The sequence below is a fragment of the Gordonia sp. NPDC062954 genome, from assembly GCF_044543825.1.
In the GTDB taxonomy this organism is placed as follows: Bacteria; Actinomycetota; Actinomycetes; order Mycobacteriales; family Mycobacteriaceae; genus Gordonia; species Gordonia tangerina.
The window spans coordinates 88459-103318 of the sequence record NZ_JBITWL010000003.1; the positions used below are offsets into that span (position 1 = coordinate 88459).

At 66.4% G+C, this 14860-nt stretch carries 18 protein-coding genes; 13 read left to right on the top strand and 5 right to left on the bottom strand.

Annotated elements, in window-relative coordinates:
• The first annotated feature begins 2 nt into the window (after positions 1-2).
• The 5 genes from ACIGKQ_RS04505 to ACIGKQ_RS04525 all read left to right on the top strand — a co-directional run bounded on the left by ACIGKQ_RS04505 (position 3) and on the right by ACIGKQ_RS04525 (position 3341).
• Positions 3-992, top strand: coding sequence for a hypothetical protein (locus tag ACIGKQ_RS04505; protein ID WP_396572502.1), 990 nt, complete (start codon positions 3-5; stop codon positions 990-992).
• 80 nt (positions 993-1072) lie between these two features.
• Positions 1073-1414 carry a 50S ribosomal protein L19 gene (rplS, locus tag ACIGKQ_RS04510; RefSeq protein WP_235722285.1) on the top strand — a complete coding sequence of 114 codons (342 nt, stop codon included), beginning with the start codon at positions 1073-1075 and terminating at the stop codon, positions 1412-1414.
• An 18-nt stretch (positions 1415-1432) separates the two neighbouring features.
• Entirely contained in the window at positions 1433-2317 is an 885-nt protein-coding gene (lepB, locus tag ACIGKQ_RS04515) for a signal peptidase I (protein WP_235722284.1), read from the top strand.
• A 30-nt stretch (positions 2318-2347) separates the two neighbouring features.
• Positions 2348-3040: a ribonuclease HII gene (locus tag ACIGKQ_RS04520; RefSeq protein WP_235722283.1), complete on the top strand. Its 693-nt coding sequence runs from the start codon at positions 2348-2350 to the stop codon at positions 3038-3040.
• Positions 3030-3341 (top strand): DUF2469 domain-containing protein, encoded by a 312-nt coding sequence (locus ACIGKQ_RS04525; RefSeq protein WP_235722282.1) that lies wholly within the window; start codon positions 3030-3032, stop codon positions 3339-3341. The genes ACIGKQ_RS04520 and ACIGKQ_RS04525 overlap by 11 nt, the downstream gene beginning before the upstream one ends.
• A 61-nt stretch (positions 3342-3402) precedes the next feature.
• Here the strand turns inward: ACIGKQ_RS04525 and ACIGKQ_RS04530 are convergent, their stop codons facing one another.
• Together ACIGKQ_RS04530 and ACIGKQ_RS04535 are read right to left on the bottom strand one after the other, a co-directional pair.
• The gene (locus ACIGKQ_RS04530) at positions 3403-4008 is read right to left on the bottom strand and encodes a DUF3558 domain-containing protein (protein WP_396572638.1); all 606 of its coding nucleotides are present in this window, start codon (positions 4006-4008) and stop codon (positions 3403-3405) included.
• A 22-nt stretch (positions 4009-4030) separates the two neighbouring features.
• Positions 4031-4456: a hypothetical protein gene (locus ACIGKQ_RS04535; RefSeq protein WP_235722281.1), complete on the bottom strand. Its 426-nt coding sequence runs from the start codon at positions 4454-4456 to the stop codon at positions 4031-4033.
• Between the two features lie 160 nt (positions 4457-4616).
• On the opposite strand from ACIGKQ_RS04535, the gene ACIGKQ_RS04540 reads away from it, so the two are divergent.
• The 4 genes from ACIGKQ_RS04540 (at position 4617) to dprA (ending at position 9090) form a co-directional block, all read left to right on the top strand.
• On the top strand, positions 4617-5888 hold the full coding sequence (locus ACIGKQ_RS04540; RefSeq protein ID WP_396572503.1) for a hypothetical protein: 1272 nt from the start codon (positions 4617-4619) through the stop codon (positions 5886-5888).
• 108 nt (positions 5889-5996) lie between these two features.
• Complete coding sequence (locus ACIGKQ_RS04545; RefSeq protein WP_235722279.1) at positions 5997-6434, top strand: YraN family protein; 438 nt, start codon at positions 5997-5999, stop codon at positions 6432-6434.
• Positions 6431-7966 carry a YifB family Mg chelatase-like AAA ATPase gene (locus tag ACIGKQ_RS04550; RefSeq protein WP_396572505.1) on the top strand — a complete coding sequence of 512 codons (1536 nt, stop codon included), beginning with the start codon at positions 6431-6433 and terminating at the stop codon, positions 7964-7966. The genes ACIGKQ_RS04545 and ACIGKQ_RS04550 overlap by 4 nt, the downstream gene beginning before the upstream one ends.
• Positions 7966-9090, top strand: coding sequence for a DNA-processing protein DprA (gene dprA / locus ACIGKQ_RS04555; RefSeq protein WP_396572506.1), 1125 nt, complete (start codon positions 7966-7968; stop codon positions 9088-9090). The genes ACIGKQ_RS04550 and dprA overlap by 1 nt, the downstream gene beginning before the upstream one ends.
• A 31-nt stretch (positions 9091-9121) precedes the next feature.
• Here dprA and ACIGKQ_RS04560 read toward each other — a convergent pair whose 3' ends face one another.
• Positions 9122-9646, bottom strand: a complete 525-nt coding sequence (locus tag ACIGKQ_RS04560) for a TetR/AcrR family transcriptional regulator (RefSeq protein ID WP_235722276.1) — start codon at positions 9644-9646, stop codon at positions 9122-9124.
• Between the two features lie 231 nt (positions 9647-9877).
• Here ACIGKQ_RS04560 and ACIGKQ_RS04565 point away from each other — a divergent pair, with 231 nt between their 5' ends.
• Complete coding sequence (locus ACIGKQ_RS04565) at positions 9878-10741, top strand: siderophore-interacting protein (protein ID WP_396572508.1); 864 nt, start codon at positions 9878-9880, stop codon at positions 10739-10741.
• A gap of 91 nt (positions 10742-10832) precedes the next feature.
• A complete protein-coding gene (locus tag ACIGKQ_RS04570) occupies positions 10833-11801 on the top strand; it encodes a tyrosine recombinase XerC (protein WP_396572510.1) in 969 nt (322 codons plus the stop codon).
• On the opposite strand, the gene ACIGKQ_RS04575 is transcribed toward ACIGKQ_RS04570, so the two are convergent.
• On the bottom strand, positions 11749-12318 hold the full coding sequence (locus ACIGKQ_RS04575) for a murein hydrolase activator EnvC family protein (protein ID WP_396572512.1): 570 nt from the start codon (positions 12316-12318) through the stop codon (positions 11749-11751). The two genes, ACIGKQ_RS04570 and ACIGKQ_RS04575, sit on opposite strands and share 53 nt — an antisense overlap.
• A gap of 351 nt (positions 12319-12669) precedes the next feature.
• On the opposite strand from ACIGKQ_RS04575, the gene rpsB reads away from it, so the two are divergent.
• Together rpsB and tsf are read left to right on the top strand one after the other, a co-directional pair.
• Entirely contained in the window at positions 12670-13488 is an 819-nt protein-coding gene (gene rpsB / locus ACIGKQ_RS04580; RefSeq protein ID WP_235722272.1) for a 30S ribosomal protein S2, read from the top strand.
• Positions 13489-13577: 89 nt separating this feature from the next.
• Positions 13578-14402, top strand: coding sequence for a translation elongation factor Ts (gene tsf, locus ACIGKQ_RS04585; protein WP_287015615.1), 825 nt, complete (start codon positions 13578-13580; stop codon positions 14400-14402).
• A gap of 27 nt (positions 14403-14429) precedes the next feature.
• On the opposite strand, the gene ACIGKQ_RS04590 is transcribed toward tsf, so the two are convergent.
• Positions 14430-14834 carry a hypothetical protein gene (locus ACIGKQ_RS04590; protein ID WP_396572514.1) on the bottom strand — a complete coding sequence of 135 codons (405 nt, stop codon included), beginning with the start codon at positions 14832-14834 and terminating at the stop codon, positions 14430-14432.
• Positions 14835-14860: the final 26 nt, after the last annotated feature.

A 14860-nucleotide genomic window follows, 5' to 3' on the forward strand; every position in this document is an offset into this window, starting at 1 on the left:
ATGTGCACGATTGGCTCACCCGAGGGGCCTCGGACTGGCTGAACCACGACATCATCGATCGTGGGCGGCTGCCCCTGCTGGTGTTCTTCTTCGGGCTGATCGTCGGGTTCGTGGGGATTCGGATCAGTGTTCGCCTGATCCGCGCCGACGTGCGGTGGTGGTTCTCGAACGTGACCGCCGGCGATACCCACATCCATCACATGGTGTTCGGTGTGGTGCTGACATTGCTGTCGGGGCTCGGACTGATCGCGTTCGCAGTCAGTGGCGATCAAGCGGTGATGACGGTGTTGGCGGGGCTGTTCGGTGTCGGCGCCGCCCTGATCCTCGACGAGTTCGCACTGATCTTTTATCTGCGCGATGTGTACTGGTCACACGAGGGACGCACATCGGTCGACGCGGTCTTCATCGCGCTGGCCGCGACCGGCATGATCCTGCTGGGCTTCCGGCCCTTGGATCTCTATTTCGATGCTCTCGATGATCTGCGGGTCGGTCGAACCGCCGTCGTCGACGTCGCGGCGGCCACGCTGAATCTCGCGTTGGCGGCGCTCGTCGTTCTCAAGGGAAAGGTGTGGACCGGGGTCATCGGAGTGTTCGCCTGGCCGCTGCTGATCGGCGGGGTGTTGCGCCTGGCGCGACCGACCTCGCCGTGGGCGCGTTGGCGGTATCTGTCCCGGACCCGCAAGCTCGAGCGAGCCATTGCCCGCGAACGCACCTTGCGCCGACCGTTTGTCCGAGCCAAGATCCTGGTGCAGGATCTCATCGCCGGCACGCCCGATGTGCTGCCACACGTGCGCGCGGCCACCGAAGACCGGTTGAATCAGACAGTTCATCCGGCACCGCCGCCACCGGCGATTTCGCCCCACCGGGGTATCTCTGGCACAATAGTCGGGTTGCCTGGAGACGATGTCTCGACTCGGAGGAGAGCTCCGGACGGACCTGATCCGGGCGCACCCAACGACTCGGAGCACGAACCGGTCGAACCTCACAGATGATTCCCGACCTGTCGGGGGGTACATGTGCGGGGCCGCCAGGTTCCTCTGTTCAGCGCATACGCCAGATTGGATCAACCACGATGAACACCCTCGACTTCCTCGACAAGCAGTCGCTCCGCGACGACATCCCCGAATTCGGCCCCGGCGACACCCTTGACGTCCACGTCAAGGTCATCGAGGGCTCCAAGGAACGTGTCCAGGTGTTCAAGGGTGTCGTGATCCGTCGCCAGGGTGGCGGCGTTCGCGAGACCTTCACCGTGCGCAAGGTGTCCTTCGGCGTCGGCGTTGAGCGCACCTTCCCGGTGCACAGCCCGAACCTGGCCAAGATCGACGTCGTCACCCGCGGTGACGTCCGTCGCGCCAAGCTGTACTACCTGCGCGATCTGCGCGGCAAGGCAGCCAAGATCAAGGAAAAGCGCTGACCCGTCTACCCTGACGACGTGGCCGACTCTCACTCCGCCGGTAACGAACCCGACCCCGATGCGCAGCGGTCGTCTGCCGATTCGTCCTCGCGTCCTGAGGACTACGGCTGGGATGACGACGGCGAGCACCCCGACGAGCGTCCGTGGCGCAGCAAGAAGGACAAGCCGGAGAAGCGTGGCTCGCTTCTGCGTGAAGCCGTCATCATCATCGGCTGTGTGCTGCTGTTGACCTGGTTGCTGCAGACCTTCGTCGGACGGCAGTACGTGATTCCGTCGGAATCGATGGAACCGACGTTGCATGGCTGTACAGGGTGCACCAACGACCGGATCGTCATCGACAAGCTGTCGTATCGATTCGGCGAGCCGGAACCCGGTGACGTGGTGGTGTTCAAGGCTCCGACCGAATCCTGGGACGGGGCGTGGCTGTCGCCGCGGTCGGACAACGCGGTGGTGCACAAGATCCAGGACGGACTGTCGTGGTTCGGCTTCGCGCCGCCGGACGAGAACAACCTCGTCAAGCGGGTGATCGCCACCGGCGGGCAGACCGTGGAGTGTCGCAACTCCGACAACGTGGGTGTCACCGTCGACGGTAAGCCGCTCGACGAGCCCTACGTAGACAAGTCGCTGCAGGCCCAAGACGTGGCGGCCGGCAACGAGTTCGCGGCGAATCCGAACGGTCAGCCCAATGCGTGCTTCGGGCCGGATTTCGGTCCCGTCAAGGTGCCCGATGGCAACGTGTGGGTGATGGGCGACAACCGCGCGAACTCGGCGGACTCCCGGTTCCACATGGAGGACGAGTACCAGGGCACGGTGCCGGTCAGTGACATTCGCGGCAAGGTGCAGTTCATCATCTATCCCTTCTCGAGGATCGGTGGTGTGTCCTCGGACAACCCGCAGTCATGAGAGCTGACCTGTGATGTGGGAGCCCGACCGATGAGCCGGTGGCCGCCGAGATTCCCGATCCGACGGGCAGCGAGTCTGCGTACCTACGAGTTCGCGCTGCACCGCAACGGGCTCGGCCCTGTCGCCGGGGTCGATGAGGCAGGCCGCGGCGCCTGTGCCGGGCCGCTGGTGGTCGCCGCGTGTGTACTCAAGCCCACGCAGCTGGCCTCGCTCGCCGATCTCGACGACTCCAAGCGACTGACCGAGGCCACGCGCGAGCAGCTCTACAAGGCGGTCACGAAGTACGCGTTGAGTTGGCATGCGGTGGTGATCCCCGCGGCCGAGATCGACCGCATCGGCATCCATGTCGCCAACATCGAGGGCATGCGGCGGGCCATCGCCGGCCTGGATGTGACCCCGGGTTATGTGTTGTCCGACGGTTTCGTCGTGCCAGGACTGACCGTTCCGTCGCTGCCGGTGATCGGCGGGGACGGTGCCGCCGCCTGCATCGCCGCCGCGAGCATCATCGCGAAGGTGACGCGCGACCGGCTGATGGTGGCGATGGATCAGGACCTGCCCGGCTACGATTTCGCCGTCCACAAGGGCTACAGCACCGCACATCACATGGCCTGCCTCGACCGCCACGGGCCGTCGCAGCAACACCGAATGTCCTACCGGAATGTCGCCTCCCGCGTGACCTCCGACCCCGACCCGACCACGATAGGCTTGACGAATGAGTGCTGAGGATCTCGAGAAGTACGAAACCGAGATGGAACTCTCCTTGTATCGGGAGTACAAGGACATCGTCGGACAGTTCACCTACGTGGTCGAGACCGAACGGCGCTTCTACCTCGCCAACTCCGTAGACCTGGTCCCGCGCAACACCGAGGGCGAGATCTACTTCGAGCTCCGCATGTCCGACGCTTGGGTCTGGGACATGTACCGCCCCGCCCGCTTCGTCAAGCAGGTCCGCGTCATCACCTTCAAGGACGTCAACATCGAGGAACTCGAGAAGCCCGAACTCCGCCTCCCCGACGAACCGTGACCTCCCCGGCGACTGAGTAGAACGTGCTGTTTTCCGGCACGTTCACCTCACTCGGATCGGGCTACTCCGGGATTTTGTCGATAGTTGCCTCGGTGAGATCGATTGCGCGTTGGCAGATTTCGGTGAGTGGGGGATTTGGGTTTCCGGTATACAATGCTTCAGTCACTACTCCAGATCCTCCGGATTGGACATATGTGAAGCAGCTGAAGTCATTCTGGTGCGCCACTCCGACCCGCCGACCGTCGATCTGGATCTCTGGCAGCCAAGTGAATACTTCGTTCATTGCCTTGTAGGACTCTAGACTCTCGAAGTCTCCGATAACTTGATTCGCGCGCCATCCGCTGACATCTTCGTCAATGTATTGCCACCGGCACCCTCTCAGGGTTTGGCCTGAAACACTGGCAGCGTCTTTCGACGTTGAAAAGTCAAGTCCTATCTCAGCCGCAACTTCGCGATCGACGGCAGTACAGGGCTCGTATGGCGTGCCGTCGTTGGAAGCATTCCAGCGCTTTGGATACGTGTTTTCGAACGGTAGGGCGTTTCCAGCTTCGTCGGTCTGCCTTATAGCTGAACTGTGAAGCGTCATCGACGGTTGTTCTGTCGCTGGCCCGCTAGCTGTGCATGCCGAAAGTGCCAAAGCGACTGCAGGGATCGAGCATCGCTTCATACGCGCAGTGAGGTAGTTCAAGTCAACTCGCCGTGCCCGGGAACTGTGTCATTGAGGACTGATCCGTCGCTGATATTTGGATAGCTGCGTTCTCGCATTTCTCCGCGAGTGCTTCGAGTTGCTGAATCTGCACCTTCAAGGCGTTGCTCCAGCCGCTGGTGTCTCCAAGGGTTTCGAGGACACGCGTGCGCAAGGCAGCACCTTCGCTGCATCCTTCGCCTAGGTAACTCACCTTGAGAATCGGCGAGATGCGAGCCAAACAATCGTCAAGCGCTGCGGCCGCCTTCCGTGCGTCTGCAGCGCGCGCTTTCCACTTTCCTTCTTCGGAAAGCACGCCGATGCCATCAACTGCCTGCCCCCAGTCCCGTTGATCCGGTGCTGCTGTGATCTCGGGCATCGCGACACAGGGTTCCAGGACATAGTCGGACGCCTTTTGTCCGCCGCTCACGGTTTCCTCCCCACGTTGGTTTGGACGCACAGACCCCCGACGTGGTTCCAAGCGTCAACGCTTGCGAGCGGTGTGGCGTGATCCGCTCCAAGTGTCTGTAGCATAGCGGGCCAGATCCGGTGGCACGGATGTCCGTGGGTCGAGTCGGGACGGAGGGGCGATGACGGGGGCGGTCGGGGGCGGCAACACCAATTGGTTTGTCGCGATTCAGCAGATCTTGTCGCGTCTGGAGTCAATGGGTCCCGAGTCGGCGGCTGCCGACGCCCAAGCGCTGGCCCAGGCCATCTCCGCAGCTCACGAGGCGGCGCAACACCTCTACCGGTTCGGCGGTGACGGCCTGCAGGGGGTCGCGGCGAGCTCCAGCGAGGACGCGGCTCGGCAGATCTCCAGCGACATCGTGTCCGCGGCGGCGAACGCCCAGCCTGGCATCGACGCGCTCGTGAACGCCCAGTCGGTCTTGCTGGCCTCGCAGGCCCAGCGTGGATCGCTAATGGAACTTCAGGGCGAGCTCCTGAACCCGTTGGGCGACGCATTTGGCGCAATGACGAGGGCGGGGCTGTTGATGACCGAAACCTACAACGGTCCGATGAGTTCGGCCGGCGATGGCCTGGGTCTGGCCGGCACCACCGGAGCCGACGGTCTACTGGCCGGAACAGGGGCCGGGGGATCGGCCGGCGGGGCCGGTAGCAGCGGTGGCTCCAGCGCGGCCGCGCGGTCCTCGGCGGCCGCAGCCACCGATCTGGGTGACTACGGTTCGCAGTCTGCGAAGCAACCGACGGCCCCGCCGAGCGGCGGTACCTCCGCCGATCCCGTGCCACAGGCAGAATCGGCGAACGCCGGCGACTCCCCGCTGTCCCTCGGCGAGGGCAGTGGCAACGGCGGCGGTGGGGGAGATGGGCCCGACAGCTTGACCCGTGGCGGACTCGGCAGCCCCGACTCGTCGAGCAGCACGGTGTCACCGGCCGCGATGATGATGCCCGGCAGTGCGGCCGCCGGCGCGGGTGGTGCAAAACTCGCGGGCAGTGGGGGCGCGGGAGGTTCTTCGGCCGGCGGGTCCAGCGGCTCGAGCGGAGCGAATCCAGCGGCACTGTCTCGCCGCTTGTCGGCCGCAGTGCCCACAGCTGCTCCCACGTCGGGCACCTCCGCGACGACGACGCCGGTCGGTGCCGGTCCGAGCCGAGCGGGTGCGGCTCCGATGGGCGCACCCCATGGCGGCAGCCGCGGCCGCGGGCCCAACAACACCGAGCACAAATCCGCACACTATCTGCACACCACCGACAACGGTGCCGAAATCGTCGGCACCCTGCCACTGGTGGGCCCCCCGGTCATCGGCGATTGGGCACCACCACAACCGATCACGCCGGCCACCTCCGACGATGCCGCGTCGTCTTCCGAACCCGACGACAACCCGGACCGGGACCTCAAGCTCTGACCCGTGCCGCCCCCGGACCGGCTGTCCACAGGGGTGCTCTGTCCACAGATCTGCATCGGGCATCGTCGTGCAGGCTGATTCGCGGCCTCACCCGACGATGCTGCTCTCATGAGCGAGAACCCATCCCGGCCGTCCGATCCGCCGTCTGCTCGGAACTCATCGCGGACTCGACCGAGCACAGCCGAGATCGGCCGTTGCGGTGAGGATCTGGCCGCCGACTTCGTGGTGGAACTCGGTTGGCGAGTACTGGATCGCAACTGGCGTAACCGTTTCGGGGAACTCGACATCATCGCTGCCGACGCCGATGAACTGGTGGTGGTCGAGGTCAAGACACGGGCCTCACGGGTCTTCGACGATCCGGTCGCCGCGGTCACACCGCTCAAGTTCGCACGCATGCGCCGCCTGGCCCGAGAATGGCTCGCCGGCAACCGCGACCGCTGGTGGTCACGTATCCGGTTCGACATCATCAGCGTGCAACTCGACCCGCACGAACCGTTGGCGCTCGACCGCGCGAGGGTGCGCCACCACCGGGGAGTGTTCGAATGACCGACGACCCGCGCCTGACGACCGGGCTGGGTTCGATCCAGTCGGTGGGGCTCAACGCCTTCGAAGCCAATCAGATCGAGATCCAGGCCAATGTCGGACACGGCTTGCCCGGCTTCGTCGTCAACGGCAAGGTCGACGCATCGTTGCGAGAGGCCAAGGACCGGGTGCGCGCCGCGATCAGCAACAGCGGGCTGAAGTTCCCCGATCTCAAGGTGACGGTATCGCTCGCACCGGCCGACCTCCCCAAAACCGGGTCCTCGTTCGATCTTGGTATGGCACTGGCGATCCTGGCCGCGACCAAGCAGGTCACGGTCTCGCGCACCGCACGCACGGTGTTCCTCGGAGAACTCGGACTCGACGGCGGGCTCCGACCGGTCCGAGGCGTGCTGCCTGCGCTCAAACACGCCCGCGATCACGGTTTCACCCATGCGGTCGTGCCGATGTCCAACGTCGCAGAGGCCACGTTGGTGACCGACCTGGAGATCGGCGGCGCGGAGAACCTCACAGAAGTGGTGCGATGGCTGGCCGGCGAGACGGTCCTCGACACGGTGACCGACAGTGAATCCCTCCCGCCGCCGATCGAGTATCACGACATGTCCGAGGTGGTGGGTCAGTCCGAGGCGCGCCACGCGCTCGAGATCGCCGCGGCGGGAGCGCATCACGTGTTGATGACCGGGCCGCCTGGCATCGGTAAGACGATGTTGGCGCGACGCCTGCCGGGGATACTCCCGCCGCTCGGATCCGAGGAATCGCTGGAGGTGACCGCCATTCACAGCATCGCCGGTACCCTACGTGCGGGTCGCCCGTTGGTGACCGAGCCACCGTTCATCGCCCCACACCACACCACCTCCACCACGGCGCTGCTCGGCGGTGGTACCGGGATGGCCAGGCCGGGTGCAGTATCCCGGGCGCACCGAGGAGTGCTGTTCCTCGACGAATGTGCCGAGATGGGGCCTAAAGTGTTGGACGCCTTGCGCCAACCGCTCGAAGAAGGGGAGGTCCGGGTCTCGCGACGCGACGGGGTGGCCACCTACCCGGCGCGGTTTCAGCTGATCATGGCCGCCAACCCGTGCCCGTGCGCCCCGGCGCACGACATCGACTGCATCTGCTCGGCGGTTGCCAGGCGACGCTACCTGGGGAAGCTGTCCGGACCGCTGATGGACCGCGTCGACATACGGGTAAGGATGGACCCGCCAGGCAATACGGCATTGATGTCGGACGCCGAGGAATCCAGTACCGCCGTCCGGGACCGTGTGGCGGCCGCTCGTCGTGCGGCGCTGGATCGGTGGGGGTGTCACGGGTGGCTGACCAATGCCGAAGTTCCCGGTTCGGCTCTGCGGCAGCGTTTTCGGCTGTCACCGGCGGCTCTGCGTCCGATCGAGTTGTTCTTACGGGACGGACGAGTGACCGCGCGCGGCGCCGACCGGGCCATCCGGTTGGCCTGGACGCTGGGAGACCTGAAAGGGCTGACGCAGCCGGGCGAGACGGAGGTCGCCGAGGCATTGCTCTATCGCGACCGTGGTGGGTGCTGATGACCGACGACACCGAACTGCGTGCCTGGGCCTACCTCGCCCGGGTTGTCGAGCCACCCAACGCTGCGCTGCTGTCGCTGTGCGATGAGCTCGGTCCAATCGAGACGGCTGCCGCCATCCGTGCACGTTCGGTGCCGCACGGCCACGACGAGGTCCTGACGGCGACGGCTGCCCGAGCCGACACCGATCTGGCGGCGCAGGATCTGGACGTTGCCGCGCGGATCGGTGCCCGATTGGTGACCCGAGACGACCCGGAGTGGCCCGCCTGGCCCTTGTTGGCGCTCGGTCAGGCCGACACCGCATTTCGTGGCGGCGAACCCCTCGCCTTGTGGGTTCGCGGCACCTCCCGTCTCGACGAGGTGGCGTCCACCGGCATCGCGCTGATCGGGTCGCGGGCGGCCTCACGCTACGGCGAACAGGTCACCTCGACGTTGGCGAGCGGGCTCGTCGCGGAGAACTGGGCGGTGGTCTCGGGTGGGGCCTTCGGCGTCGACGGCGCGGCGCATCGCGCGGCGGTGGCCTGTGGCGGCCAGACAATGGCCGTGATGGCCTGCGGAATCGACCGCGACTACCCGGCAGGACATGCTCGACTCTTCGACCAGATCGCCGAGAACGGGCTCGTGCTCTCCGAGTATCCGCCGGGCACCACAGCTGCGAAACATCGGTTCCTCACCCGCAATCGGCTGGTCGCGGCGATGTCGAAAGCTGTGGTGGTGGTTGAGGCAGGTCGACGGTCGGGTGCTGCGAACACCGCGGCCTGGGCGCGCAAACTCGGTCGTCCGCTCGGCGCGGTCCCGGGGCCCGTCACCTCGGCCACGTCGGTCGGATGTCATCAGCTGATCGCCGACGGGCTCGCCGCGCTCATCATCGACCCGCAGGCGGTGATCGCGCTGGCTGCCCCGGATGGCAGTGGGGACATGGGGCGGGGTCCGGTGCGGTCCACCGACGCGTTGTCGCCGGAAGCCAAGCGGGTGCATGACGCGATACCCGCACGCGGGTCGGTGACGATCGAAGAGATCGCCTTCTCGGCGGGCCTCGAGACCGCCCGGGTCAGGTCGGCGCTGGCTCACATGGATGTCAGCGGTCATGTCGTCAACGTCGACGGTGCGTGGCGGCTGGCATGACCAGACACCCGACGGCGAGTTGCTGCTCGTCCTATCTACGGATCAGCATCTCGACGAAGATGCGTTTGTCATCCTCGGTGGGCGCCTCGACTCGTTCGCCGCCCTGCATGTAGCCGATCCCGACGTACACGAGCGCGGTGGCGCGCGCGTGCGCGTCCAACGGCGAGAAACCCAGCTCCACGAAAGCGTCCTGTGCGACATCGAATGTCGTGTGATCGAGCGCCACCACCGCCGCCTGGAGCTCGGGGTCGGTCTCGGCCCACGCACGTACCGCTGCCTCCACCGAACGGCGGCGGGTATTGCTGACCAGTTCGCCCATCGACTGGATTCGCTCGACCGGCGGCAACTCCTGCAGATTGGCGAGCGTCCGCCGGGCCGCTTCCTCGATCCCACGGCAATGATCTGACAGCGCCGTCATCAACGCCGAGATGTCGGTGAAATGCCAGTAGAAGCTGCCCTTGGTGACCCCGAGCCGGTCGCACAGACGGGAGATCTTGATGGCACCGACACCGTCACTCATCAGCACCTGCATCGCCGCGTCGAGCCAATCGTCCACAGTGAGGCGGGACCCTCGTCTGGGTGACGACGACTCCGGCATGACTTCCCTCGCTCGGACTGGTGAGACAGATATTCAACGACCTGAAGTCCAAGATTAGATCACCACCGTCGCCGGTGCGGGCGCGGTGCAGGTCGCTGGGCAGCTCGGTGCCAACGGGACGTCGCCCGACGTCCCGTTCTGGTTAGGTTTACCTAATAGGGCGTACTGTGGTCGCGGAGAGGAGGCTTCATGGCCAAGAATCTGAACGTGATGACGGTGCTACGTCGCGAGCAGCTGACCCCGCACATCGTCCGGCTGTATCTCGGTGGCAACGGTTTCGACGACTTCGTCCCAGCGGGTGAGCCGGCGAGCTGGGACACAGACATGTACATCAAGCTCGCCTTCGGGCCCGACGGTGAGCCGTACCGCGGACGCGACTTCGACCGCAAGATGATCCGACTGCTGCCTTCGCGCGAGCAACCGGTGCTGCGGACTTACACGGTCCGGTCGATCGACCTCGCGGCGCGCGAGATCGCGGTCGACTTCGTCGTACACGGCGACGAGGGTATCGCCGGCCCGTGGGCAGCGCGGGTCGTGGCCGGCACCACCATCCACTTCCTCGGCCCGGGTAGCGGCTACCGGCCGCGCGGCGACGCCCCGTGGCACCTGCTGGCCGCCGATGAGGCGGGTCTGCCCGCAGTGGCCGCTGCCCTCGAAGCGCTGCCGGCGGACGCGATCGCAAAGGTCTTCGTCGAGGTCGCCGGACCCGAGGACGAGATCGAGCTGACCGCCCCGCCCGGGGCCGACATCGTCTGGGTGCATCGAGGTGGCGCGGCCGGTGAGGTCGCAGACGAACGGGCCGGCGACAACGCGCCGCTGATCAGCGCGGTCCGCAACGCGGACTGGCTCGACGGGGAACCGCAGGTGTTCATCCACGGTGAGGCCCAGGCGGTGATGCACAACCTTCGCGCCTACGTCCGCAAGGAACGTGGCGTGAGTGCGGCCAACGCGTCGATCTCCGGGTACTGGCGCCGGGGCCGCACAGAAGAGGGTTTCCGGGAGTGGAAATCGGAACTACGGGCCGCAGAGGAAGCGGCCGGCGCGCCTGCCTGAACGCCTGCAGCTCGCCGCGTCGGCGGCCACGATCCGGCAACGACCCGCGTGGCCGGTTGCGCCCGGCCCGCCAAGCCGCTTGGGTCGGACCATGACCGACCGGTCCAACACCCGAAAGTCGTCGTCCACTGTGGATGGCCACGGGCTCCTCGACGACTTCACCAACCATCTCCGTTACGAGAAGGGACTCAGCGAGCACACCGTTCGCGCCTACGTCGGTGATACTCGGGGCCTGGTGGCCTTCGCGGGTGCGCGCGGAGTTGCGATCACCGCGATGGATCTGGCGTTGTTGCGCGGCTGGCTCGCCGACCACACCCGCCGCGGGGCGGCCCGGACCACTGTTGCGCGTCAGGTCTCCTCGGCAAAGGCATTCTGCGCGTGGGCCGTTCGTGAAGGAGTGCTGGAGCACGACCCGGCGACCCGATTGCAGGCCCCCAAAGCACACCGGACGTTGCCGACCGTGCTGGGTCAGAATCAGGCCGCGGCCGCCGTGTCGGCGGCCGACACCGTGACCGGCGGTGACGCTGCCGACGGCGAGACCGATCCTGTGCACATCGCCGTCGCCCTGCGCGACGCAGTCATCCTGGAGTTGCTCTACGCCAGCGGCATCCGAGTCGGTGAGCTGTGCGGACTCGACCTCGGCGATGTGGACACCGATCGGCGAGTGCTGCGGGTCATCGGCAAAGGCGACAAGCAACGATCGGTGCCCTACGGCGATCCCGCCGCCCGGGCGTTGCACCTATGGCTGCGTGACGGACGCGCGACGCTGGCGACCACGCGGTCCGGCGATGCGCTGCTGCTCGGCGTCAAGGGTGGGCGCCTCGACCAGCGGATGGCCCGTAGCGTGGTGCACCGCGCGGTGCAGGCTGCCGGAGTGCCCGACATCGGTCCGCACGGTCTGCGGCACAGCGCCGCCACGCATCTGCTCGAGGGCGGAGCGGATTTGCGGGTCGTGCAAGAACTTCTCGGACACTCGTCGCTGGCGACCACCCAGATCTACACCCACGTCAGCGTGGAACGCCTGCGGGCCGTGCATCGCCAAGCCCACCCGAGAGCCTGACACCGTCCGGTTCGACCGGCTTGAGTCGTACCCGGACGGCGCCGAGCAACGCCATCGGGTTCAGGTACACCGCCGCGCGACCGCTGCCGCGCCGTGCGCCCCAATGCAGACAGGCGACTGCCGGGCACCCCACATGACCCGCCACCACCACTCCGATCACCGTGCCGTGACGCACCGACTGACCTTCGCGCACCGACGCCCGGACCGGCTCGTAGGTGGTGATCAGGTCGTCGGTGTGCCGGATCGAAACGACCGGGCGTCCGGCGACCTCCCCGGCGAACCGGACACGGCCGTCACCGGCCGCGCGTACCGCGGCGCCAGGAGTTGCCGTGAGGTCCACCCCGCGATGCCCGGGAAGCCACCGTTGCTCCGGCGGGTCGAAGCCGCGCACCACCTCTGGCGAGGGGATCGGTGCGACAAAGCGGGTGTCGTCACCGAATGCGATCGCGGGCAGCAGCCACAGCAGCAGGGTGACCACGCAGAGCTCACCGACGGCGGTCATCAGCACGCGCAGCATGGGTGACCATCGACCTCGGAATCGCGAAGACAGGGGCGTCATGTCTTTCAGACGCACGAGCGCGCCGGTTGGCTCCCGTGGATGTGCGAGACGCCGGTCACGGGGGCGGCTGCCGGGTTTTGGTTTTCTGCAGCTGACCGGCGTAAACTCGCTCACGCACCTCATCGCAGATCGATGAGGTGACTTCGCGCGCCTGCGAAGCGGCCGCCGTCACCTGTGACAACGCGGTCCACACCGCCGGGTGGGCGGTCTCGGAGCGGTTCCGCCGCCGCCGGGTCCACCACGGTTGCAGGCGCCAGGGTCGGCATCAACCGGTGTCGACATCAACTGCACACAAAGGATAGTGACGACATGGCTGTCGTGACCATGAAGCAGCTGCTGGACAGCGGCGCACACTTCGGGCATCAGACCCGCCGTTGGAACCCGAAGATGAAGCGGTTCATCTTCACCGACCGCAACGGCATCTACATCATCGACCTGCAGCAGACGCTGACCTACATCGACAAGGCGTACGAGTTCGTCAAGGAGACCGTCGCCCACGGTGGCACCGTGCTGTTCGTCGGCACCAAGAAGCAGGCGCAGGAGTCGATCGCCGCAGAGGCGACCCGCGTCGGGATGCCGTACGTCAACCAGCGCTGGCTCGGTGGCATGCTCACCAACTTTTCGACCGTCCACAAGCGCCTGCAGCGCCTGAAGGAACTCGAGACCATGGAGCAGACCGGTGGTTTCGAAGGTCGCACCAAGAAGGAAATCCTCATGCTCACGCGTGAGAAGAACAAGCTCGAGCGCACCCTCGGTGGTATCCGAGATATGGCCAAGGTGCCGTCTGCCGTTTGGGTGGTGGACACCAACAAGGAGCACATTGCTGTCGGTGAGGCACGCAAGCTCAACATCCCGGTCATCGCGATCCTCGACACCAACTGCGATCCCGATCTCGTGGACTACCCGATCCCGGGCAACGACGACGCGATCCGCAGTGCCGCACTGCTGACCCGTGTGGTCGCCTCGGCCGTTGCCGAGGGGGTGCAGGCCCGCGCCGGCCAGTCGTCGGATGACTCCAAGCCGGAGGCGGGCGGCGGCGAGCCGTTGGCCGAGTGGGAGCAGGAGCTGCTCACCCAGGCCACCGCTCCCGCGGGTGGCGAAGCCGGTACCGCACCGGCCGCCCAGTAACCGGTCGCATCACCTCACCCGGTCCTGATGCCGGTCGGGTCGCGACCCGACCGGCATCGACACACTCTCTCTAAGGAGGCTCGCCAACGATGGCGAACTACACCGCAGCCGATGTGAAGCGTCTCCGCGAGCTCACCGGCTCAGGAATGCTGGACTGCAAGAACGCGCTGGCCAACAACGACGGCGACTTCGACAAGGCCGTCGAGGAGCTGCGCATCAAGGGTGCCAAGGACGTCGGCAAGCGCGCCGAGCGCTCCACCGCCGAGGGCCTCGTGGCCGCCAAGGACGGCGCCCTGGTGGAGATCAACTCCGAGACCGACTTCGTGGCGAAGAATGCCGAGTTCCAAGAACTCGCCGACAAGATCGTCGCCGTCGCCGCGTCGGCGAAGACCACCGACCTCGACTCGCTGAAGGCCGCGAAGCTCGACGACGGCACCGTCGACGACGCCGTGCAGGCCCTCTCGGCGAAGATCGGTGAGAAGCTCGAACTGCGTCGCGTCGCCTACTACGACGGACCGGTCGCGGTGTACCTGCACAAGCGTGCTTCCGACCTGCCGCCCGCCGTGGGTGTGCTGGTGTCCTACACCGGTGAGGGCGACGACGCGGCCGAGGCTGCGCGTGGCGCCGCCATGCAGGTCGCCGCGCTGCGGGCCAAGTACGCCACCCGCGACGAGGTCCCCGCCGACATCGTGGAGAACGAGCGTCGTATCGCAGAGCAGACCGCGAAGGAAGAGGGCAAGCCCGAGCAGGCACTGCCGAAAATCGTCGAAGGCCGCGTCAACGGTTTCTACAAGGACGTCGTGCTGCTCGACCAGCCGTCGGTCCAGGACTCCAAGAAGACCGTCAAGGCTCTCCTCGACGAGGCCGGCGTGACCGTCAACGGTTTCACCCGCTTCGAGGTCGGCCAGGCCTGAGCCGGTCGCAGACCGCAGAACCCCGCGTCACCTACCAGTGGCGCGGGGTTCGTGCTGTGTGGCCCCGGTTCTGATACCCCGACCCGATCGGGGTCGACGTCGCAGGCCCAGGGTTCCCGACAGAATCGCGATCAGCACGCAGGCACCCGCCAGTACCCACAGGGTCGCGACGAATGCGCCCACGAAGCTGTGTGCGGCGACGGTGCGAGTGGCGTGGTGCAGCTGCGGGCCGGCTTGTGCGGCGATTGTGGCCGCCATACCGGTGGTGTCCCCGCCGCCGGGTTGGCAGCCCGCGGCCGGCCGTTCGGGATGGGCCGAGGTGAGTTGTGCCGAGGCGCAGTCGGCGAAGCGTTGGGTCACCGGCTCGCGGAAAATGGGTTCGACCGGGCTGTCGCGCAACTCGGCGGTCAGCTGGGTACGCGCCGATGACACCGCCGTCTCGGCCTGCGAGGCGACCT